General features: G+C 56.6%; 14 protein-coding genes. 7 read left to right on the forward strand and 7 right to left on the reverse strand.

Features of this window, described 5'->3' with window-relative positions; translation table 11 throughout:
* Positions 1 to 2 precede the first annotated feature (2 nt).
* Positions 3 to 1463 (forward strand): trypsin-like peptidase domain-containing protein, encoded by a 1461-nt coding sequence (locus OQH67_RS05050; RefSeq protein ID WP_215458904.1) that lies wholly within the window; start codon positions 3 to 5, stop codon positions 1461 to 1463.
* Here the strand turns inward: OQH67_RS05050 and OQH67_RS05055 are convergent.
* A complete protein-coding gene (locus OQH67_RS05055; protein ID WP_215720087.1) occupies positions 1426 to 1683 on the reverse strand; it encodes a hypothetical protein in 258 nt (85 codons plus the stop codon). The genes OQH67_RS05050 and OQH67_RS05055 overlap by 38 nt on opposite strands.
* Between OQH67_RS05055 and ilvN the strand changes: the two genes are divergently transcribed.
* Together ilvN and hrpA are read left to right on the forward strand one after the other, a co-directional pair.
* On the forward strand, positions 1588 to 2070 hold the full coding sequence (ilvN, locus tag OQH67_RS05060) for an acetolactate synthase small subunit (RefSeq protein WP_067569564.1): 483 nt from the start codon (positions 1588 to 1590) through the stop codon (positions 2068 to 2070). The two genes, OQH67_RS05055 and ilvN, sit on opposite strands and share 96 nt — an antisense overlap.
* 69 nt (positions 2071 to 2139) lie before the next feature.
* Positions 2140 to 5835, forward strand: a complete 3696-nt coding sequence (hrpA, locus tag OQH67_RS05065) for an ATP-dependent RNA helicase HrpA (protein ID WP_215435584.1) — start codon at positions 2140 to 2142, stop codon at positions 5833 to 5835.
* Between the two features lie 667 nt (positions 5836 to 6502).
* On the opposite strand, the gene OQH67_RS05070 is transcribed toward hrpA, so the two are convergent.
* From OQH67_RS05070 to OQH67_RS05085, 4 genes are all read right to left on the reverse strand, one after another.
* On the reverse strand, positions 6503 to 7207 hold the full coding sequence (locus OQH67_RS05070; RefSeq protein WP_215435583.1) for a potassium channel family protein: 705 nt from the start codon (positions 7205 to 7207) through the stop codon (positions 6503 to 6505).
* Positions 7208 to 7217: 10 nt separating this feature from the next.
* Entirely contained in the window at positions 7218 to 8966 is a 1749-nt protein-coding gene (locus tag OQH67_RS05075; RefSeq protein ID WP_215435582.1) for a TrkH family potassium uptake protein, read from the reverse strand.
* Positions 8967 to 9203: 237 nt separating this feature from the next.
* Positions 9204 to 11651, reverse strand: coding sequence for a sialate O-acetylesterase (locus tag OQH67_RS05080; protein ID WP_215435581.1), 2448 nt, complete (start codon positions 11649 to 11651; stop codon positions 9204 to 9206).
* An 85-nt stretch (positions 11652 to 11736) separates the two neighbouring features.
* Complete coding sequence (locus OQH67_RS05085) at positions 11737 to 12510, reverse strand: PEP-CTERM sorting domain-containing protein (RefSeq protein ID WP_215435580.1); 774 nt, start codon at positions 12508 to 12510, stop codon at positions 11737 to 11739.
* A gap of 458 nt (positions 12511 to 12968) precedes the next feature.
* Here OQH67_RS05085 and hisF point away from each other — a divergent pair, with 458 nt between their 5' ends.
* The 3 genes from hisF to OQH67_RS05100 all read left to right on the forward strand — a co-directional run bounded on the left by hisF (position 12969) and on the right by OQH67_RS05100 (position 17262).
* Positions 12969 to 13736: an imidazole glycerol phosphate synthase subunit HisF gene (gene hisF, locus OQH67_RS05090; RefSeq protein ID WP_215435579.1), complete on the forward strand. Its 768-nt coding sequence runs from the start codon at positions 12969 to 12971 to the stop codon at positions 13734 to 13736.
* 54 nt (positions 13737 to 13790) lie between these two features.
* Complete coding sequence (locus OQH67_RS05095) at positions 13791 to 15923, forward strand: glycoside hydrolase domain-containing protein (protein WP_215435578.1); 2133 nt, start codon at positions 13791 to 13793, stop codon at positions 15921 to 15923.
* A 274-nt stretch (positions 15924 to 16197) separates the two neighbouring features.
* Positions 16198 to 17262, forward strand: coding sequence for a hypothetical protein (locus OQH67_RS05100; RefSeq protein ID WP_215435577.1), 1065 nt, complete (start codon positions 16198 to 16200; stop codon positions 17260 to 17262).
* 19 nt (positions 17263 to 17281) lie between these two features.
* Here OQH67_RS05100 and OQH67_RS05105 read toward each other — a convergent pair whose 3' ends face one another.
* Complete coding sequence (locus OQH67_RS05105) at positions 17282 to 17602, reverse strand: winged helix-turn-helix transcriptional regulator (protein WP_240042109.1); 321 nt, start codon at positions 17600 to 17602, stop codon at positions 17282 to 17284.
* Positions 17603 to 17756: 154 nt separating this feature from the next.
* On the opposite strand from OQH67_RS05105, the gene OQH67_RS05110 reads away from it, so the two are divergent.
* Complete coding sequence (locus OQH67_RS05110) at positions 17757 to 18209, forward strand: cupin domain-containing protein (RefSeq protein WP_215435576.1); 453 nt, start codon at positions 17757 to 17759, stop codon at positions 18207 to 18209.
* Between the two features lie 276 nt (positions 18210 to 18485).
* Here OQH67_RS05110 and nifJ read toward each other — a convergent pair whose 3' ends face one another.
* Positions 18486 to 22070 (reverse strand): pyruvate:ferredoxin (flavodoxin) oxidoreductase, encoded by a 3585-nt coding sequence (nifJ, locus tag OQH67_RS05115; RefSeq protein ID WP_215435575.1) that lies wholly within the window; start codon positions 22068 to 22070, stop codon positions 18486 to 18488.
* Between the last annotated feature and the right edge of the window lie 71 nt (positions 22071 to 22141).

Below are 22141 nucleotides of genomic sequence, written 5' to 3' on the forward strand. Positions count from 1 at the left end.
TTATGATGACCGTTGTCGCCGTGGCTTATTGGAGGTGGGACAGCCGCGTCACGGAAAGGAACATTTCCTTCCGGTCGGAAGTATTCACCACCGCCCAGGAATCCGAATTGAAGGATACGGACATTCCCACTCTCCATCAGCTCAATGAGGAATACTCAAAAGTGGCGCAGCTCGTGGAGCGGGTGCTGGTCAGCATAGACACCACGGGCGTAACCAATGTCACCCAGCCTTCGGAAGACGGCCAGTCCGTCATTGAAAAAAGGCTGGCGGTGCACGGCCTGGGTTCCGGAGTCATCGTCACCAAGGAAGGGCACATCATCACCGCCTACCATGTCATCCAGAACAAACATGCCCTGCGGGTCACCCTGAGCGACGGAAGGAGCGTCTCCGTACATCTGGTAGGCGTGGACCCGGAACTGGACATCGCCGTGCTGAAAGTGGACAAGCCGGACAACCAGACGACCTTCAATCCTCTTCCCTTCGGCAACAGCGACAAAGTGGCTCCCGGCATGATCGTTCTGGCCTGCGGCAACCCCTACGGACTGGGCACGACGGTTTCACGCGGCATCATCAGCGCCCGGGAACGCAAGCTGATGGATTCCGGCCTGGATCTGATTCAGACGGATGCCAGCATCTTTCCCGGCAATTCCGGCGGGCCTCTCATCAACATTCGCGGGGAAATCATCGGTATCAACAAATCGATTCTCCCCAATACGGAAAAAAGTTATACGGGTATCGGTTTTGCCATTCCTTCCAATCTCGTCCAGCACTCTTTCCAGCAAATATGCGTGCATGGCCGTCCCATGAGGGGGTATCTGGGACTGGACATCGTACCCAATACGCCCCCTCTCCGCAGTTTTCTGGACTATCATGAAGCCACGGGCGCTGTCGTGAACATGGTCAAATCCGGATCCCCGGCTGAACAGGCCGGTCTCCGGACGGGAGACGTCATGCTCAATTTCAATGAAGTTCCCATTCTGAATGTCCAGGACGTGCTTGACCGCATAGAAAACCTTTCCATTGGCGATAAATTCCGGTTGAAAATCTGGAGAAAGGGGCAAAAAATGAATCTTACCCTGAAAGTTGGTGACAGCATTCTGCAAAATGCCCCCTCTCCGTGGGCGGACTTCATGGACGGTGTGGGCATGCACTTGCGCGAACTCACGGCGGAAGAACAATCCATTGGCGCACGGGGCTTGCTGGTCATTCAGGTGAACCCAAAAAAATCCGTGGGCCAGATCCTCCAGACGGGAGACATGGTCTTTGCTGTAAACCACCAGAGCGTTAGTACCATGGAAGCACTGGTCAAGGCCCTGCGGGAAGGGCCGGCACTGCTTACTGTTTCCCGTGACGGACAGCAGTTCAACGTGAAAGTGGATGCCCGTCCGGTGTCGGAAAAAACCCTGCTCCCCCGCATTCCCACGGCTACGAAAAACAATGCCATCTTGCCGAGGGAACTTTAAATTCCGCCGCTGCGGTTCCCATCGGAACGCTTGCTCTTCCGCCGCATTTTGCGGCATTCCCCGGCACAGGCTTGACTGCCAGATAAAAACGCATATAATATATCACCTTTAAGAAATTAAACTTATGACTCGTCATACCATCTCCGTACTTGTTGAAAACAAATTCGGCGTGCTTGCTCGCATTGCCGGTTTGTTCAGTGGACGGGGCTACAATATTCATTCGTTGAACGTTGCCCCTAGCCAGGATCCGCGCTTTTCACGGATGACCATCGTCGTACGTGAAAAGGAAGACGTCCTGGACCAGATCATCAAGCACCTGGAAAAACTCGTCAACACGGTGGAAGTGGTGGATTTCCGCAACACGGACAACGTGTACCGGGAGACGGTATTGACCCGCATCGGCGTGGATTCCGCCACGCGGCATGAAGTCATTGAATTCTGCCAGATCCTGGGCGCCTCCATTGTGGACGTCACCAAAGACGCCCTGACCATCGAGGTTACGGGCGGCGAGCATAAAATCGACCGCTTCCTGTCCCTTATTGAAGACTACAACGTGCAAATGCTGACGCGCAGCGGCCGCATCGCACTTCCCAAACCCCGGCAGTAAGAAACCTTTCCGGCTTTTCCATCAAACCCTGCAGGACGGTCTTGCAGGGTTTTTTTCTCCCTTCCTTCCATGAACATCACTTATCCTGACCTTCCCATCTCCCGCCGCCGGAATGACATTCTGGCGGCCCTGCGGGAGCATCAGGTCATGGTGGTGGTCGGGGAAACGGGTTCCGGCAAAACCACCCAGCTTCCCAAAATGGCCATGGAACTTGCCGGAGACAGGCCGGGCAGGGTGGGCTGCACCCAGCCCAGAAGGCTCGCCGCGGCTTCCGTCTCCCGCCGTGTGGCGGAAGAACTGGGCTGTGAACTGGGCGGCCTGGTGGGGTACCAGGTGCGGTTTGAAGAAAAGGCGGGACCGGATACGCGTTTGAAATTCATGACGGACGGCATCCTGCTGGCGGAAACTCAGCATGATCCGGACTTGCGCCAGTACCATACCCTGATCCTGGACGAGGCTCACGAACGCAGCCTGAACATCGACTTTCTGCTTGGATATCTCAAGCTCCTGCTGGACAGGCGGCCGGACCTGAAGCTGGTGATCAGCTCCGCTACGCTGGACGCGGGGGGATTCTCCGAATTCTTCAACGGCGCGCCCATCGTGCAGGTGGAAGGACGTACCTACCCGGTGGACCTGCACTATTTGCCGCCCTTGCATGAAGACGAAGAGCTGGCCGCCCATGTGGCGCGCGCCGTGGACTGGCTGGACACACTGGACGACCGCGGGGACGTGCTTGTCTTTCTTCCCGGCGAACGGGAAATACGGGAGGTGGCGGAAAAACTGGAAGGCCGCCGGTTGAGGAACACGCGCATCCTGCCCCTTTTTGCCAGGCTGGGGCTGGAGGACCAGCAAAGAATCTTCCATCCGGAGCAGGGGTACAGACGCATCGTGCTTGCCACGAATGTGGCGGAAACGTCCCTGACCATTCCCGGCATCATTTACGTCATTGACTCCGGTCTGGCGCGTGTCAGCCGCTACAGCCCCGCGCGCCAAGTGCAGAGGCTCCAGGTAGAGCCCGTCTCCAAGGCCAGCGCGCGCCAGCGTGCGGGACGCTGCGGACGCGTGTGCGAAGGCGTCTGCATACGCCTGTACAGTGAAGAGGACTGGGAAGACCGTCCAGACTTTACGGACCCGGAAATCAAGCGCAGCGCCCTGGCCGGAGCCCTGCTCAGGATGAAGGACCTGGGATTGCCGGAAATGCCGGAATTCCCGCTGCCGGACCCTCCTTCCTCCAAACTGGTGACGGAAGGCTACCGCACCCTGCGGGAAATAGGAGCCCTGGACAAGGCCCGGCAGCTCACGCCCGTAGGTAAAAAACTGGCACGCCTACCCATTGATCCGCGGCTGGGCCGCATGCTGCTGGAAGCCCGGCATGAACAGGCCCTGCCTGAAATGCTTGTCATCGTGGCCGGCCTGGGCATCATGGATCCCCGTGAGCGTCCGTCGGACGCCGCCCAGAAGGCGGACCAGGCTCATGCGCAATGGAAGGACGAAGACAGTGACTTCCTGTCCCTGCTCAAGCTGTGGAAAGATGCGTGGCAATTCAGGGAAGGGCGGCGTTGGCGTAAAAACCAGCTCCGCAAATGGTGCGGAAAAAACTTCCTCAACTTCAACCGCATGATGGAATGGTTCAACCTGTGGGAGGACCTCTCCCGGCTGGTGAAGGAAACCTTGAGGTGTAAAATATCCCCTCTGGAACAGGAAACGGACCGCCAAGCCTCCTTTGCCATGATCCACCGGAGCATTTTGGCCGGCGTGCCGCGTCAGTTCGGCCTCTGGGATGCGGACAGCCGGGAATACCGCAGCGCGGGGGGGCGTTCCTTCGGCATTTTTCCCGGCTCCGGCCTGTTCCGCCGCAAGAAGCGGAGCGAATGGGTCATGGGCGTGGAACTGGTGGACACCACCCGCCTGTGGATGCGCCGCGCCGCCCGGCTGGAACCGGAGTGGGTGGAGCAGGTGGTTCCCCATCTCTGTGAATCCCATTACTCCGGAGCGCGGTGGGACAAGGAACAGGGTGCGGTTTACGCGGTGGAGCGCGTGGTATGCGGCGGCCTGCGTATCATTGACAACAGGCGTGTTCATTACGGACGCATCAATCCCGCCCATGCGCGGGAAATCATGATCCGCGAAGGACTGCTTGGCGGTGGCTTCCGCACGAAGCCCGCCTGCATCCGGCATTTGGAATCGCTCCGCGAGGAAGTGCGGCAGATAGAACTTAAACTACGCCGCCCGGACCAGGTCTGGTGCGAGGAAGGCGTTTTTCAATTCTTCAACGGCCTTGTTCCGCAGGACTGCTGCACGGCGAAGGCTTTTTTGCGGTGGGCCGCAGGCATGGAAAAAAAGAACCCGGAATCCCTGCATGTTCCCGCGGAGGAAGCCATGTATGAATTCTGGGGGAAGGACTTGCTGGCCGGTTTCCCGGATGAAATTTCATGCAACGGCGCGGAATACGCCGTCTATTACCAGAATGACCCCGGCGCGGAAGATGACGGCGTAACCTTGGGAGTCCACATCGACCAGCTTCCGGACGTGCCGGAATGGCTGCCGGAGTGGGGCGTGCCGGGCCATTTGGCCCAGAGGGCGGAATGCCTGCTGCGCACCCTTCCCAAAGACCTGCGCGTCTTTCTCCAGCCCATCAGCCAGAAAGCCGCCTACTTTGCCGAACTGCGGCATGGGCTGGAACCGGACGGCCCGCTGGCGCGGAAGCTGGCGGAATTTGTGGAAGCGGAAACAGGGAGGTTCTGTGCTCCATCCTTCTTTGACATGAACCGTCTTCCGGCGGAACTGGTTACAAAAGTCTGGGTGTGCGACGATGAAGGCGAAGAACTTGCCATGGGTACGGACATTGCGGAGCTGAACGGCCGCCTGGATAAAAAACTCTCCCGCCGGTTCAGGGAAACAGCGGCGGACATCGTATCCGTGACCGGCATGAAGGAATGGAGCTGCGGAAATTTGGAGCGTACGGTGAATGTGGCGGGAAGGCCGGGTTATGTGGCCCTGGTGGATGAAGACGGATCTGTGGGCGTCCGTGTTTTTGAGGATGAACTGCGCGCGGCGGAATCCCACCGGAAAGGGTGTTTGCGCTTCATGCGCCTGCGCCAGACGGACCAGCTCAACCATCTCCGCAAGAAATTTCCTCTGAGGCTGGAAGGGAAACTCTCCCTACATACGCTCGGGCAGGTGCCGTCCACCAATGCGGACGACTTGGTGGACGTTTCCGCGGAGATGGCCATGGGACGCCCCTTGCCGCGCACGGCGGAACAATTTGCTGCTGCGGAAATGAACCTGCGCCAGAACCTCTTTGACGCTGCGCATCATGTAGCAGAGATATGGGAACTGGTGGCGGCTACGGAACATGCTGCCAGAGACTTCATGGCCGCACAACAGGGAGTGCGCCATACGGAGCGCATCACGGCTGATCTCCAGAGCCAGCTTGACTGGTTGCTCCGCCCCCGTTTCCTGTGGGCGCATGGAGCGGAGCGCCTGCCGGACCTGAAGCGGTACATGCAGGGCATCGCGGAGCGCATCAGGCGTATCGACCAGCAGCCTCTTGCCAGAGAGCTCGAACGTCTCGACCTCTTTGAACGCGTATATCTTCCCTGGCATCAGGCCCTGCCGGAACATTCCGGAGACCCGCGCTGGACGCAGTACGGCTACCTGCTGGAAGAATACCGCCTGGCCGTCTTCGCGCCTGCCGTCTCCGTCAAGGGCCGTATCTCTGAAAAGCGCCTGGGAACCGCTTTTGAAGAATTAAATATTAGGTAGAAATTGAAGAGATTTTTTACCACTAGCCGTATTTTTTTCTCATACCATTATTTTACTGATTTAATTAAAAATCTTGCCAGACTTGTAGATCACAAAACGGAGGAAATACAAGAATTGAATTATTGTCTCCGAATATGGTTCATTAATTCACTCAATAAAAAATCCTGTTTTTTATTTGAATGAATACAATACGAATCTGGCAGATGGAAAAAATGCCGTCTTATTGTAACGGGGCTGATGGGACGAAATAAATTTGAAACATTGCGAAAGCTGAGAATTTAAAGCAATGGATTGACGTTCAGTATTTTTTTGTGGATGATTCAGGGATTTTTAGAAATTCTTTCTCTCCTATGGGCATGGAAGCATCGGGAAAATAATCCCTTGCTTTTATCTGTTAACTGTTCATCCTTCCTCTGTCTGGTTGCCGGAATTTATTTAAACCTGCCTCCTCCGCTGGCCGTAGTCTTTTACTGAAGGCGGGAGGATATGCTGGATTTCCATTAATACCAATCCGCAGGGATACATGATTTTTAAGAAATTTGCCATTCGGAAAAAGACGGCAAATAATCCGGGAGAATCTTATTCTCCATTCCTTGCGGCAGTTTCAATAAAAAATGCGGGTTCCGGCTTGAGCCGTGGTCCCCTGTCCATGGAAAATGTTTCCGGACTACAGCCCCTTGGACAACTGGGCGAAGTCGATCAGGTTCGTTTCCTTGCCGAACAGCACGAGAATGTCGTGGTCCTCGAACACGAGGTCCGGGGACGGGGTGCCGATCACGGGAATGCGCGGGATGGAAAGGATTTCACGGCGTCCCTGGGGCGTTTGGGCCTCCCCGCGGCGTACGGTGAGCAGATTGAGGTGGTGTTCCGTGCGCAGGCCCACGTCGCGGAGCTGCTTGCCCACCCAGATGCGCGGCACGGCTATTTCCACAATGCTGTGGTTTTCATCCATGGGGGAAACGCGCAGAAATTCGGGGGACTCCAGCTGGCTGGCGAGCTGCTTGGACGCCACGCGGGACAGGTTGATGAGCGCGTAAACGTTCATCTGGCTCAGAATATGTTCGTGTACCGGACTCATCACGCGTGCGTAAATGTAGCGCACGCCCATTTTCTGGAGGTGAGTCACAACAAGAAGGTTTTCTTCAAAGCTGTCCCCGATGGCCACAATCACGGCGGACTGGTCGTCCAGCTCCAGTTCCCGCAGGGCGGCCGGATTGGTATAATCCGTCACCACGGCGTAAGTCACCAGGTCCTTGACCTGCTCCAGTTCTTCATCGGAGGAGGCGACGGCCACCACTTCAATATTGCGGGCGGAAAGCTCTGTGCAGAGTTCCTGTCCAAACTGGCCCAGGCCGATAACGGTGTATCTCATAACGGTATATTCAGGTTAGCGGGATTTTGACGGATGGATAGCGGTAATGCCGCGGGGTGGGGGTGCCGGCCAGGGCGATGAGGAAGGCGAAAAGCCCCACGCGGCCGGCGAGCATGTTGATGATAAGCAGGTATTTGGAAGGGTCGCCCAGATGGGGCGTGATGCCCCGCGACACGCCTACCGTAGCAAAAGCGCTGCAATTTTCAAAGAAGATATCCAGGGAGCTCAGAGCTGGCTCCAGGCTGCAGATCAGAATGGTAAAACAACCGATCCACGCGCAGGACACCACCACGGTGATCACGCATCGCGCGACGGTCCGCTGGTCGATGCGGCGCCGGAAAAACTCCACATGCTCCCTGCCTTGGAGAATGCGCAGGATTTCGGCCCCCGCAATGGCGCAGGTGGTGGTGCGCATGCCCCCTGCGGTGCCTCCGGGGCTGCCGCCCACGACCATCAGTCCGCACATGATCAGGCTGGCGGCAGGCAGGTAGCGGCTGTAATCGCTGATGTTGAATCCGGCCGTGCGCGCCGTCACGCTGTCGAAAAGGCAATTCCAGAAATGCTGGGCCAGTGGTTCGGAGGCATGTGGGGCGGATACAGTGAAAATCGCCAGTGTTCCTCCGACCAGAAGAATGCCGGTGGTGATCATCACCAGCCTGAAATAGGGAGTCCATTGCATGCGCAGGCGGCGGTGCCTGGCCGTAAAGCGGTTGACCAGCCGGGCGTAGAGTTCCTTGTAAATGCCGAATCCCAGGCCGCCGCAGGCAATCAGGGTCATGATGACCGCCTGCCCGGTGTGGCACAGGCGGATACCCGGTTCCATCAAATTCATCGGGAACGTGGAAAACCCCGCGTTGCAGAAGGCGGAAACGGAATGGAAAAGGGAATGCCACCACAGCGGTTCCCCCATCAGGTTGATGTCCTTCCCCTCCCAGGAAAAATAGAGCAGTACGGCTCCGCACAATTCGATAAGCAGAGTGCTGGCGATGATGGTGGTGATGAAGGAAACCACGGAACCCAGGTTCCCCTCGTCCAGCAGGTCCGTCAGCAGCACTCGGTCGCGCAGGGAAAAGCCCTGTCCGGCCACCATGGCCACAAAATAAGCGAAAGTCATGATGCCGAACCCCCCGATCTGGATCAGCGCCAGCACGAACATTTCCCCTAACGGCGTAAACACGTTGGCAAAGTCAACTACGTTCAGCCCCGTAACGCAAACGGCGCTGGTGCTGGTGAACAGGGCGTCCGTAAAGCCCAAGGTAATGCCGGGATAGGTGGAATTGGGGAGCAGAAGCAATCCGGTCCCGGCCAGAATGACTATTCCCAGGGAGGCGACGAACTGCATGGCCGGAGCCATCAGCGGCTTTCCGTGTTTCTGCTTGCGCAGCAGCCATTCGAAAATTCTGGTCAGGGACATCAATGTGGGAATGGCGATCAGGCCCGCCGTGATGACCAGACGGGACAGCTCCGTAAAACGCATGAAATTGTCTTCCTGCTGCTCCCGCGCGATCAGGGCGAAAATAAGCAGGCAGCTGACAATCTGGAAAACAAGCAGCCGCGGCCGCGGCCGGTTGATCTCTTTCCGGAAGTAGGAACCCAAGACGCCCGTCAAGTGCCCGAAAGTGGCCACGGCGGCAATCAGGCGCGCCCATTCGTGTTCCGCCCGGTCCAAAGGCCAGCCCAATTCCCAGATCACCGACCCCAGAAGGATGGCAATGCAGATGGCTGCAAGTTTGGTGAATCCCGAGCGCGTGGTTGTCATGGGTGAAATGCCTTGCGCGGAGTCTACCACCTGGACATGGAAAGAAAAGCTCTTAAGCCGTTTGCCGCTCCCCACCCGGGTTCCTTAGATTAATTTCGGGACCTATGCCGTGAATACGGCTGAGGGAAAAGACCGGCCTCTCGGGAAATTCCCGGCATGATCCGGAACGGTTCTGGAGAACTGGAATCCGTTCTTTTTGGGTAACTCGCGGGCAGATAAATATCCGGGAGAAAAAAATCACCCTCGGCGGCGCATGGTCAGCAGGGCCGCCATCCCCAGGAGTCCCAGCAGGGCTGAAGACGGCTCGGGAACGGAAAGCGTTACGATTCCTGTGGAAGTGTCGTAATCCAGCACATTCCAGCCATGGGCGGCGTCCGCCATGGAAAAATCTTGCGCGGAGGAAAGCCCTTTCAGGCTTCCCCCTGAAATGTCCATGATCTTGAATGACATGGTATCTGCGGCACTCACAATTCCGCTGATGTCCAGCGTCAATCCGTTCAGCAAATTCAAGGTTCCGCCCGTCATGATGATGGCGGCCAGCCCTTCGCCTCCCTCTACCAGGTTCATGGATGAAAGTTCCACGGTAAAGTTTCCCGCCGTCAGACCGTCGCCCGTTCCGACCGTCATGGAATTGCCGGCCAGGATGCGGGAACCGTCGGACAAGGTGAGTATTCCTGCCAGATGCTGGTTGGCCCAGACAACCTGGTGGGCGATTTCCACCCGTGCCGCCGTTCCCCAGTTCAGCACCTCTCCTCCGGCCAGGCGGATGATGTTGGAAACATTGTAATGGTTCAGGTTCAGCGTGCCTCCAACGTTGACTGCTGCCGTTCCATTGCCCAGGGCACCCTTGTTCCCCAGTTGCAGCGCGCCTCCGTTAACCTGAGTGCCTCCTTTATACGTATTGGCGTGGGCCAGCACCAACGTGTTGTTCGTGGTCTTGGCCAGCGTCCCTTTTCCAGAAATTTCACCGTCCAGGGTAAGAACCTTCCCGGCGGTATTGGAAGATCCGCCGAAAGAGGATACGGTACCTTCCTCCAGAATAAAACGGTTGTTCCATGTATTGCCCGCATTTTCCCAGCCGGCAAGAACGGTGGCGCCCTGCAGGGTCACCGTTCCGGTTCCCCATCCGGACCCCGCTGTCTGGGAACCGGCTCCGTTCATCGTCATTTCGACACCGGGGCCGATGGACCAGCTACCCGTGAAAGCGGGGGCGGTCGCGCTGAGATAGGTATTCACCTCCACCCGTGCCACGCCGGAAGGGCTTTCCACCAGCGTGGAATTGCAGATGGCGATGTCTCCGGTTCCCGTGATGAACGTGAGCTGGTGGTTGCCGGAGGAACCGCTTCCCCGGATGGACAGGGCGCTTCCTCCCGCAATGTCCCATTGCTGGGTGCCCTGAAGTTCCAGTACGGAGGCGATGGTCAGGTTTTTTCCGGCGGCGATGTCAATGCCGCCGCTCTCCAGGATCAAGTGGCCGTCCTGCATGGAGGGAGCGGAACTGCCATCAGCGGCTACCCCACGGATGGTGATGGTATTCAGGTATGTATCTTCAATCCTGATGCCGTAAAGCGTGGCGTTGATTCCGGCGGCTGAACTCACCATATTATCCTTGGCGGAGGAGGCTACGTCCCAGACGGCCACGCTGTCCGTCGGCAATTTGCCGTTCATCCAGGCATCCGTGGAGGAAAGGACGGCGTCGTAATTCCCGCTGCGGACCGTGCCCACGTCATAGCCGGCCAGTCTGGCCGCCTCATAGGCATACCGGGCTCCGATCGTAATCTGGGACTTTCCGTCGTAATGAACGCCCATGCTGTCGCCGGAGGTGATTTTGGCGAGGTCCCGTGTGGGAACCCAGCCCATCTGGTCGTTTGCCCGGGCCAGGGCCTCCTGCTGTTCACGGGTCGTTCCGGAGGAACCTTCATTGCCGTTGAATCCTCCGGTGACGTCTCCCGTTTCGGCATTGGTGACATTCGTTGTATTCCACTTGGCTTGTTCTCCCAGTATGGCTTGGTGCTCCGTCAACCGGGAGACATCCACCCCTTTCTGTGCCACATCCCTTTGCAAATTGTCCAGAAACGTTAACAAGGAATTGGTTGCATTATTGCTTTCGGCGGCTGTGTTGGATTCCCCCTGCAGGTACATCACGCCCATGATCTCCACCTTGTCGTAGTTATTGGCCAGGGCGTTTTCACAGGCCTTCCTGACGGTTTCCACGACCGCATTGTAGGCGTTCGTACCCTTGTTCCAATAGGAATTGCCTCCTCCGTCCAGGGAGGCTTTCACGATCCCCATGTCCGCATTGCCGGAGGACGGTCCGCCCAGGGACCATCCCTTGCGCTCCATCACGGCAGCGAACCCATACTCCGGCCCCATGCAGTTGTAAGAACTGGCGGCCGTTCCGCATACCTGGGGAGCGACGGAGCCCCAGGAGGAAGAGGGTGGAGGATTGTAATCCACGGAATTGCCCGTATTTTTGTTGAAATTGTTGTGCCAGAATTTGGTACTTCCGTCGGACTTGTACTGCTCCAGCAGCTCTGCGGACGCCGGGGAACCCTTGACGGCTCCCAGGGAATTGGATTGCCCTGTCAGGATATATAATTGGAGCGTTTTGGCTTCCGCCGCGCTGATTAAAGCCGCCGCCAGACAGGCGTACAGCAGGCTGCGGCAAAAGGGAGTCGGTTTCATTGTTGTTGTAGTTAGAAGGGTAAAAATGAAATCCGTTGGCAGCGCAACACGGTCAGCGGCTTTCAGGGAGTGGAAAAGCCGTGGCCTATTTCCTCCGGCGGTGCAGGAACAATGCGCCAAGTCCCACAAGGCCCAGAGAGGCGGTTGCCGGTTCCGGGACATTAATGATGGCGGCCAGGTCGTCCTGGGTTGCCGCTCCCTCCCAGAAGCTGATGCCGGATATCGTTGCGGCAGACTGGTATCCGGGAAGAGTAGCCCAGGAGCCGAGGTACAGCGTGTTCAAAGTTCCGGATTGTTTTTGGCTGGGCCAGGATAAGGCTTGAGCAAAGCCGTTTTGTGTAATAAACAGCGTGTAGGCACCCTCCGCCTGGACGGAAAGAGTCAGGGAAAAAGGATTGTTGAAGTCAATGGCTGTTCCGCTTAATCCGCTTCCGGGGCGGCCTGTACTGCTGCCGTTGTTGGCAATGCCAATCTTGTCTCCATTTTCGTAACGCCCTATCAGGGAATTGCTATTGGCTTCTCCTATGGAAGCGCAAAAAAGGGAATCCTGATTGTTGAGGTCCGTTGCCTTTTGAAAATTGATGTTGACAGTGTACCCGCTGCCTCCGGCCGCACCGGAAAGTCCCAGAGAAGATACGTCCAGCATCGTTTTCGTATTATTCGCAGGGTCGGTGGTGAAAGTCCCGTCGTCGTTTCGGATGGCATTGGCAAGTGACAGGGAGATAGATTTGGAACCCAGGTCGGAAACTGCGGTTTCTCCCTGTCCGAAATGGGAAAATCCGGAAACAAGAGTAACGGCCGCTTGTGCGGCGGAAATTGTGGCGGCGCTGATGATCAGCATAGAGAGTGTTTTCTTCATTGGCATAATGCTAGTTCGAGTTAAAAACATTTGCAAATAACGCTCCTCTTCCTCTATCGGATTATAAATCCGGTTTCTTCCGAGTATGAATTAGACTTGATACAAGTCCGAGAAAGTTTGGAAAGAGGAGAAATTAAAAAATACCAGGTGCAATTCAATGATCTTATTTTCAATAGATTAAAATATATAATATATTGATTGTTAATTTTTCTTATTGTTTGCGGATTTATAATCCGGAAGTACTTGTTTCATGAAGGGAGATAATTTAATGGAAAATGCGTTAATACATAATATTATTTGTTGAAATACAATGTACATTTTACAGAAATGAAGGAATTCGTCGGAAGGGAAGAAAAAGATCTTGGGTAGAAAAAACGGCACACTCCTTTTTGAAAACATCCTGAATCAAGCCGCACTTTAGGCTTTTCCTTTGCTGGCGGGAATGGCTTGATAAGACCGTGCTGGCTAAAAGAATCATTCCGTGTCTGGACGTGACGGACGGCAGGGTCGTCAAGGGAACCAATTTCGTCAATTTGAGGGATGCCGGGGACCCGGTGGAATGCGCCAGGGCGTACGACGCCCAGCAGGCGGACGAGCTCGTTTTTCTGGACATCACTGCTTCTTCCGACGGCCGCGCTACCATGGTGGACGTCGTGCGCCGCACGGCTGCATGCTGTTTCATGCCGCTGACGGTAGGCGGCGGTATCCGTTCCGTGGAGGACATGCGGGAAATGCTCTTGGCCGGGGCGGACAAGGTTTCCCTGAATACGGCGGCCATCAACCGTCCGGCTTTGATTAACGAAGGGGCGGCGGCATTCGGCAGCCAGTGCATCGTCGTCGCGATTGACGCCAAAAGGCAGGCACCCGGCAAGTGGGGCGTTTCTACCCACGGCGGCCGGAAATTCGTGGGACTGGATGCGGTGGAATGGGCCATGGAGGCGGAACGCCGCGGCGCCGGGGAAATACTGCTCACCAGCATGGATGCGGACGGCGCCAAAACCGGGTATGACATTGAACTGACCCGCGCCGTCAGCGAGGCGGTGCGCATTCCCGTGATCGCCAGCGGCGGAGCGGGCAATCTGGACCACATGGTGGAAGTGCTCATGGAGGGAAAGGCGGACGCCGTACTGGCGGCCTCCATCTTCCACTTCGGCGAGTATACGGTACCGGAAGCCAAAACCTACTTTGCCTCCAGGGGGATTCCGGTGCGACCCTTGGCGGAGTAGTGCGGATGTTCTTTTTTCTTGAGAGAAAATGGAATTCCGGTACGTAATGTACGCATGCGCCACCTTTTTTTTCCTCTGTGCTCAGTTATTGCGTTAGCATCTGTTGTTCAAGCCCAGTCGCCGGACAGGCACCCCCTGTACGAACCCGCCCTGGTTTCCGCCGGAGCGGCGGGTGATGCGGGCAATTTGTTTGCCGGAGCCAAAGTCACCGCTTCCGGACATTACGGCAATGACCGTCCGGAACTGGCCGTGGACGGGCAGGCGAACAACGCCGGCAAATACTGGGGCTGTGAAGGTGTTCCCGTCTGGCTTCAGGTAGACATGGGGAAGCCCCGCACGCTTTCCGCCCTGCATGTCTGGCCGTATTGGGAGGGGGGTCGCATTTACAAGTACAAGATAGAAGGTTCGGAGGATGGCAAGAACTGGAAGATGCTGGCGGACCAGTCATCCAACAGCATTGCAGCCACTTCGGAGGGCGTACCCTTCAAATTCAATCCCCAGACGGTCCGGTACGTCAAAATCACCTTCTTGGGCAACAGCGCCGGCAATGACAAGGGAGGGCATTTGGTGGAAATCAAGGGTTACGGTCCTGATGCCGCTCTGAATCTGCAGGCCGCAGCGGTGAAGGACTATGACCGTATTCCATGGAGCGGCGCTCCCAGGCAGGAAATGCTTCAGGATGCCGTGCGCCTGTCCGGATGGAGGGGCGAACGTGCCGCCGGCCAAATTGCCGTTTGGTCTTCCCAGGTGCAGCCCCAGTTGTCCGCCTCCTGCGCCGGAGTAAAAAACGCTGCCGGGCAGGTTATTCCCGTCCGGACCACCATGATACGCTATACCAAGGGCGGCAACAGGATCATTTCTGATATTATCGGCAGTGAAAACGGCTGTGACCTGCAGGCGGGAGGCGTCCGGCCCGTCTGGGTGGAAGTCAATATCCCCCCGTCCGCCAAACCCGGCGTGTACAAGGGAAAAGTAGTGGTTTCCGCTGAAAGCGGCTCTCCAGTGAGCGTTCCCGTAACTCTGGAAGTGGCTCCGGAATTTCTGCCTGCTCCCTCCAACTGGCAGGTTCATCTGGACCTTTGGCAGCATCCGCAGGCTGTGGCCCGCTGGCATGATGTGGAGCCGTGGTCCCCGGAACATTTCGCGCTGATGAAGCCGGTGATGAAAAGGCTGGCGGACGCCGGGCAGAAGGCCATTACCTGTTCCCTCATTGATGAAGCCTGGAACGCCCAGACTTACGACTGGTTCCCCCCCATGATCGAATGGATCAAGGGCAGGAACGGAACCATGCGCTGGAACTATGCCAACTTTGACAAATGGGTTTCCTTCATGATCAACGAGGTGGGCATCAAGGGGCAGATATCCTGCTATACCATGATTCCGTGGAACATGAAAATCCGTTATCTGGATGAAGCTACCGGAAAATACAAGTTCCTGGACCTCAAACCGAACGATCCTTCCTACGAAGCCATCTGGGGACCTTTCCTCACGGATTTCCGCAAGCACGTCAAAAGCAAAGGCTGGCTGGACAAAACCTGCATCGGGCTGGATGAACGGCCGGACGCCATGGTGAAGGCGGCCAAGAACGTGCTGGACAAGTATGCTCCGGAATTCAAGATCGTCTCCGCCGTCAACCGCCCTACCGCCATGACCCGCGACGTGTATGACGTCTCTCCCGTGATCGACCATGCGGGCACAGTCACGGGCGATCTGCTGGCGCAGCGCAAGAAGGAAGGGAAAAAGACGACCTTTTACGTTTGCGTGTATCCCAAAAAGCCCAATACCTTCACTGTCTCTCCCCTCGCGGAGGCGGAATGGCTGCCCCTCTTTGCCGCCGCCAACCATCTGGACGGTTTTCTGAGGTGGGCCTACAATTCCTGGAACCGCAATCCGTTTGAGAAGACGGACTTCGGCAACTGGCCCGCGGGGGACTGCTACCTGGTTTATCCCGGCAATCTCAGTTCCCTGCGGTTTGAAAAACTCCGCGATGGGTTGGAAGAATTTGAAAAGGTCAATATCCTGCGCTCCCGCGCCGCAAAAAATCCGAAGGCGAAAGCCGCCGTGGCCCGCATGGATGAGGAGCTTTCCAAACTCTTCACCGTGGAAAAAAGCCGCGGCGATTCCCATGAGGACGACGTGCGCAAAGCCCGTGAAATCATCCGGAAGACGGCAGAAGCCACTAGGTGATTTCATAGATTCCGCATTTCTCCATCTTTATCTGATAAAACGCTTGTCTCTGTCTTTCCGGCTGCCGGAAACAACGGACAGGCTTTTTATTGTTCTATCACCGATGGAAAGAGGGCAATTCTGCAAATACTCTCCCTGTTTTCCTGATGATCCCGGGAAACCCGGTCACTATTGATCGTGATTGAACGCTTCTCGACAATGGCCCATTTCCAGATATAATAATCACGGTTTTGATGACGAGGACAGGATTCTGACCGGAATAGAACAATTTAGCATGAACGTCTTGCTCACAGGGGTATGCTTTTTATGTTCTTCGGCCGCCTTGTTAGAGGCGGCAGAAATCCCTGTTTTTTCTCTTTCTTTTTCAGAGCTTCCCTCTTTTCTTCAGTGGAACATACGGAAACAAGTTTCTAGACAGGGCGACCTTATTGAATCCTGGACGGGCTGGAATTCTGCATTAAAGAATTCGGAAGGCCCTCACGGAGGCCTTGTTTTTATGCAGGAAATCGATCTTGTGGGGGATGAGCGGAAAGAAAGAATCTTCTTGTATCAAAGCCCCGAAGTAGCCCGAACCCTTCCACGGCAGGATGAACATGTGAGGGTCATCTGCAATGCAGATGGTACCTGCCTTTATACAATTCCTTCCTTCTGCCTGCGCGGGAAGAAAATCGGCAATGTTTTCCGCGGTGAAGAAGCCTATTATTTTTGTCCTGACAGGCATGTTAACAGGTTTCGCTTTACCTATGGATGGAAGCAATGGGAACTAACGGAACAGTATGGCAGGGTATTGGAATGGAGTGGCTGTGAAGAGACTGATCCCAAAGATGGAACCCACTGGAAAAGCGGTGTGGAGCAGACGGAAAGCGTTTATGTAACTACGGGCGTCATTAAGGAAACATGCTCCCTTTCCCCAGGCAGACGCCGGGTCCCTCTTTCCCAGATAGCCGAAGGTGAAGATCCGTTTGAAACAATAGTAAAAGAAAAGGCAAAATCGCCTGCATCACCTGAACAGGAAAAATTGAAAGAAAACAAGCCTTCTGAAACAGTTTGGGTTGTTTCCCTATTTGAGCTTCTTACGCAGGATATTCCCCATTGGAAATGCTTTAGGGAAGTTTCTTTAAAAGAGGCGGAAAAAGAATGGAGGAAAGTTTCCGGTCCTGCCATTGAACAATCCCGGCAATGGAACCAGAAAGAAGCCGTGCGGGCCATGGATGCGCTTCTTCACGTAAAAAATCTCCGAGAAGTAAAAGCCTGTCCCTTATTTCCATCTCCGGCTGAAACTGTATTTGAAAGAAGTTCAATGAAGCCGGAAGGAGCTGTGGACCGGGAAGAGCCGTAAAAACAGGAATATTCTTTGTCTAGCGGGCTTGGTGGATGTCCATTTGCTGATAGGCCTTTCCCCAGCGGGACATGGAAGCCAGAATGGGATGCAGGCTGTAGCCCAGTTCCGTAAGTGTATATTCCACGCGCGGGGGGACTTCGGCATAAACCTTGCGGGTGAGCAGGCCATCTTCTTCCATGGCCCGCAGATTGGCTGTCAGGACTTTCTGTGTTACGGGACCGATGGATTTCCGGAGTTCTCCGAATCGTTTTGTTCCTTCCAGCAAATCCCGGATAATCAGGACTTTCCATCGGGAGGAAATCAGTTGGAGAGTCGTCTCGACGGGACATGGAGTCATTTTGCAAGTCATTGGTTTCAAATGATGGTTTCCTTTTGGTAACTAAAGCACAATTTTCTGCCTACTTTACAGATGGGATATTCAGGCCTACTGTAGGGAAGGTTTGCCGGACAGGCAAGCATGATAGGGAATAAATCACAAACACGGGAATAAAATGAAACGAATGGAAAAAATAGCCGGCGGTGAAAATTTCAGCGCGTCAAGTGTCGGCAAATTTAATGAATTGGGCGATTATGTTCTGGAACTTTCTCCGGAAGTGAAAATTCCGGGCAAGGTATTCGGAGGAGCTGCCCTGCATACAGGCGGGGGGGATTTTTCCTTCCAGCTTTTTCAGCCGGGCACGGAAACGGGATTCCTGCACACGCACAAGAATCATGAGGAACTCTACTTTTTCCTCAGCGGCAGGGGAGAATTCCAGGTGGACGGTACAGTTTTTCCCGTAGCTGAAGGTAGCGTTGTCCGCGTAGCGCCGCCGGGGAAGCGTTCCGTGCGCAATAATGGTTCGGAGCCGCTCGTGATGCTCTGTGTGCAGTATCGCGGAAATACGTTTACGAGCGAGGATGCGCTGGACGGCGACATTCTTGATGAACCTGTGAAGTGGCAATAGCAGACTGCGGCGCGGTGCTCCCGCCAGGCAAATCACGGAAAGAATGCCGTTTCGGATTGTCCCGGAGCGGCGTTCCTTTTGGCTGTCAGCCGTTGGGAGGAAAAATTGGCCGGGATTCATGGCGGTTTTAAACTCGGGCATGCTTTATGCGGCGCCTGGCAAACAAGGGAAGGGCGGGATCATGAAAGCATCATGCCCGGACAAGCCGTAAATCAATAAAAAACGCCCCTGGCGGAAGAACCGCGCAGGGGCGTTGAAATTCAGAAGCGATGACCCTTATTCCGCGTCCGCGGGTTTTTCAACGGGCATCGCGGCCATGTTCTGGTACAGGTTCCAGCGGCGCCAGACGTCCTTCTGGGCCTGTTCAAGGAGGTTTTCGAATTCTTCCTTGTTGGTCTTGGCCAGAAGCTTGAAGCGGTTTTCGCTGAGCAGGACGTCGCGGAGGTCGCCCTTCGGTCCCTTGCCTTCCACGATCAGCGGATTCTTGCCCTGGAGGGCCAGGTCCGGATTGTAGCGGTACAGGAGGATGCGGCCCGTGTCCACCCAGGCCTTCTGCTGCTGCAGGCCCTTGGCCATGTTGATGCCGTGGGAAATGCAGTGTGAGTAGGCGATGATCAGGGCGGGACCGTCGTAGGCTTCCGCTTCCACGAAGGCTTTCAGCGTATGTTCGTCCTTCGCGCCGAGGGCGACGGAGGCCACGTACACGTTGCCGTAGGTCATGGCCATCAGGCCCAGGTCCTTCTTCACGCTGTGCTTGCCGGTTGTGGCGAATTTGGCCACGGCTGCGCGCGGGGTGGATTTGGAGCACTGGCCGCCGGTGTTGGAATATACTTCCGTGTCCATGACCAGCACTTTCACATTCTTGCCGGTGGACAGGATGTGGTCCAGGCCGCCGTAACCGATGTCGTAGGCCCAGCCGTCGCCGCCGAGAATCCAGACGCTCTTGCGGACCAGTTTGTCCGCCAGGGTAAGGAGGCGCGCGCATTCCGGCTTGCCGGTGATTCTCTGCTTCAGTTCCGCGATGTTTTCACGCTGTTCGGCGATGTCGGCTTCGTCCTTCTGCGGATTGGCAAGGATCTTGTCCACCAGTTCCTGGCCGACGATGCCGGCGGCGTCATGAAGGAGCTCGATGGCGTGTTCCATCTGCTTGTCCAGGGAGACGCGGAAGCCAAGGCCGAATTCGGCGTTGTCTTCAAACAGGGAATTGGACCAGGCGGGGCCGCGTCCTTCGGCGTCGTGGGACCACGGGGTGGTGGGCAGGTTGCCGCCGTAAATGGAGGAGCAGCCCGTGGCGTTGGCGACCACCAGGCGGTTGCCGAAGAGCTGGGAAAGCATCTTCACGTACGGGGTTTCGCCGCAGCCGGCGCAGGCGCCGGAGAATTCGAACAGCGGGCGCAGCACCTGCATGGAGCGGATGTTGTCCGTCTTCACCTTGGTGCGGTCCACGTCCGGCAGGCTCATGAAGAAGTCCCAGTTGGCTTCCTCCTTGTCGTGGATCTTCTCGTTGGGAACCATCGTCAGGGCCTTGTGGGTCGGGTCCGTCTTGCTCTTGGCCGGGCAGACATCGGAGCAGAGCGTGCAGCCCGTGCAGTCGTCCGGGGAGACCTGGATGACGAATTTTTCGCCCTTCCAGTCCGGATGCTTGGCATCCAGGCATTCAAAGCCTTCAGGAGCGCCGGACAGGGCGTCCGGGGAGAAGAACTTGCTGCGGATGGCGGCGTGCGGGCAGACGGCCGTGCACTTGCCGCACTGGATGCAGAGGGTGGGGTCCCATTCTGGCAGGTCCAGGGCGAGGTTGCGTTTTTCGTACTGGGAGGTGCCGTTCGGGAAGGTGCCGTCCACGGGCATCTGGCTGACGGGGATGCTGTCCCCTTCACCGCACATCATTTTGCCCAGTACGTCCTGGACGTATTCCGGAGCGTTTGCGGACATGACCGCCGGGATGACGTGGCCGTTGACGGTCTTGCCGGTGGTGTCCACCTGGTGCAGGTTGTCCAGCGTGGCGTCCACGGCGGCGATATTCTTGTCCACCACTTCCTGCCCCTTCTTGGCGTAGGTCTTGGCAATGGCCTTCTTGATGTAGCCGATGGCCTCATCTGCGGGAATCACGCCGGCCAGCTTGAAGAAGCAGGTCTGCATGATCATGTTGATGCGGCCGCCCATGCCCGTCTTGCGGGCCACGGAGAATGCGTCGATCGTGTAAAGCTTGATATTCTTGTCCAGGATCTGCTGCTGCATGCGGGCGGGCAGCGTGTCCCACACCTTGTCCGCCGGATGCGGGCTGTTCATCAGGAAGGTGGCGTCGTTGGCGGCGTTCTTCAGGAAATCGAACAGGTTCAGCAGGGAGGGCTGGTGCAGGGCCAGGAAATTCGCCTTGGTGATCAGGTACGTGGACTTGATCGGGCGCGGGCCGAAGCGCAGGTGGGAGATGGTGGAGGAACCGGACTTCTTGGAGTCGTATACAAAGTAGCCCTGAACATACAGGTCCGTGTGCTGGCCGATGATCTTGATAGCGTCCTTGTTGGCGCCCACGGTACCGTCGGAACCGAGACCGAAGAACATGGCGCGCGTCACGTCGTCCGCTTCCGTGGAGTAGTCTTCGTCGTAGGGAAGGCTGGTGCCCAGCACGTCGTCGTTGATGCCGATCGTGAAGTGGTTCTTGGGCTTGTCCTGGGCCAGGTTGTCATAAACTCCCTTGACCATGGCAGGGGTGAATTCCTTGGAGGACAGGCCGTAGCGTCCGCCGACCACCGTGGGCATGCCGTTGGTAAAGGCAAGGTCTCCGCTGGCCTGGGCGTCAAAGAGGGCCTGGATAACGTCCTGGTGGAGCGGTTCGCCCTGGGCGCCGGGTTCCTTCGTGCGGTCCAGCACGGCGATCTTTTTGACCGTGGCGGGAAGGGCCTTGATGAGCTCCGCGGCGGGGAAGGGGCGGAACAGGCGCACTTTCAGCACGCCTACCTTGGCGTTTTCACGGGCGATCATGGCTTCCACCGTTTCTTCCACGGCTTCGGCGCCGGAACCCATCAGGATGATGACGTTTTCAGCGTCCGGCGCGCCGGTGTAGTCCACCAGGTGGTAGGAGCGGCCCGTCAGGGACGCGAATTTGTCCATGGCCTTCTGCACAATGGCGGGGGTGGCGGCATAGAACGTGTTGACCGTTTCACGGCCCTGGAAATAAACGTCCGGATTCTGGGCGGTACCGCGCAGTACCGGGGCGTCCGGCGTCAGGGCGCGTTCGCGGAAGGAATCCAGCCATTCCGTCTTCACCATGGCGTTCAGCGTATCGTCGGAAATATCGGCGATCTTGCCGATTTCATGGGACGTGCGGAACCCGTCGAAGAAGTTCATGAAGGGAATGCGGGATTCCAGCGTGGCGGCATGGGAAATGGCGGCAAAGTCCGCGGCTTCCTGCGTGGAGGAACCGCAAAGCATGGCCCAGCCGCAGGAGCGGGCGCTCATCACGTCGCTGTGGTCGCCAAAAATGGAAAGGGCCTGGTAGGCCAGGGACCGGGCCGCCACATGGAACACGGCCGGAGTCAGTTCCCCGGCAATCTTGAACATGTTCGGAATCATCAGCAGGAGGCCCTGGGATGCCGTGAAGGTCGTCGCCAGGGAACCGGTCTGGAGGGCGCCGTGAACGGTGCCTGCGGCGCCGCCTTCACTTTGCATTTCCACGACGGAGGGAACGGTCCCCCACAGGTTCTTCCGGTTGACGGCCGCCCAGCTTTCGGCGGATTCACCCATCGGAGAAGACGGGGTAATGGGGTAAATGGCAATGACTTCAGAAAAACGATAGGCTACAGAGGCTACGGCTTCGTTAGCGTCAATCGTGCTGTAAGTTACGGTTTTTTGATCACTCATAAGTCTGCACGGATAGTATAATTGATAAATAAGGTGCGTCTTAACGGGGCTGGTTATAACATGTCCGGCTG

This window comes from Akkermansia biwaensis, assembly GCF_026072915.1.
Lineage (GTDB): Bacteria > Verrucomicrobiota > Verrucomicrobiia > Verrucomicrobiales > Akkermansiaceae > Akkermansia > Akkermansia biwaensis.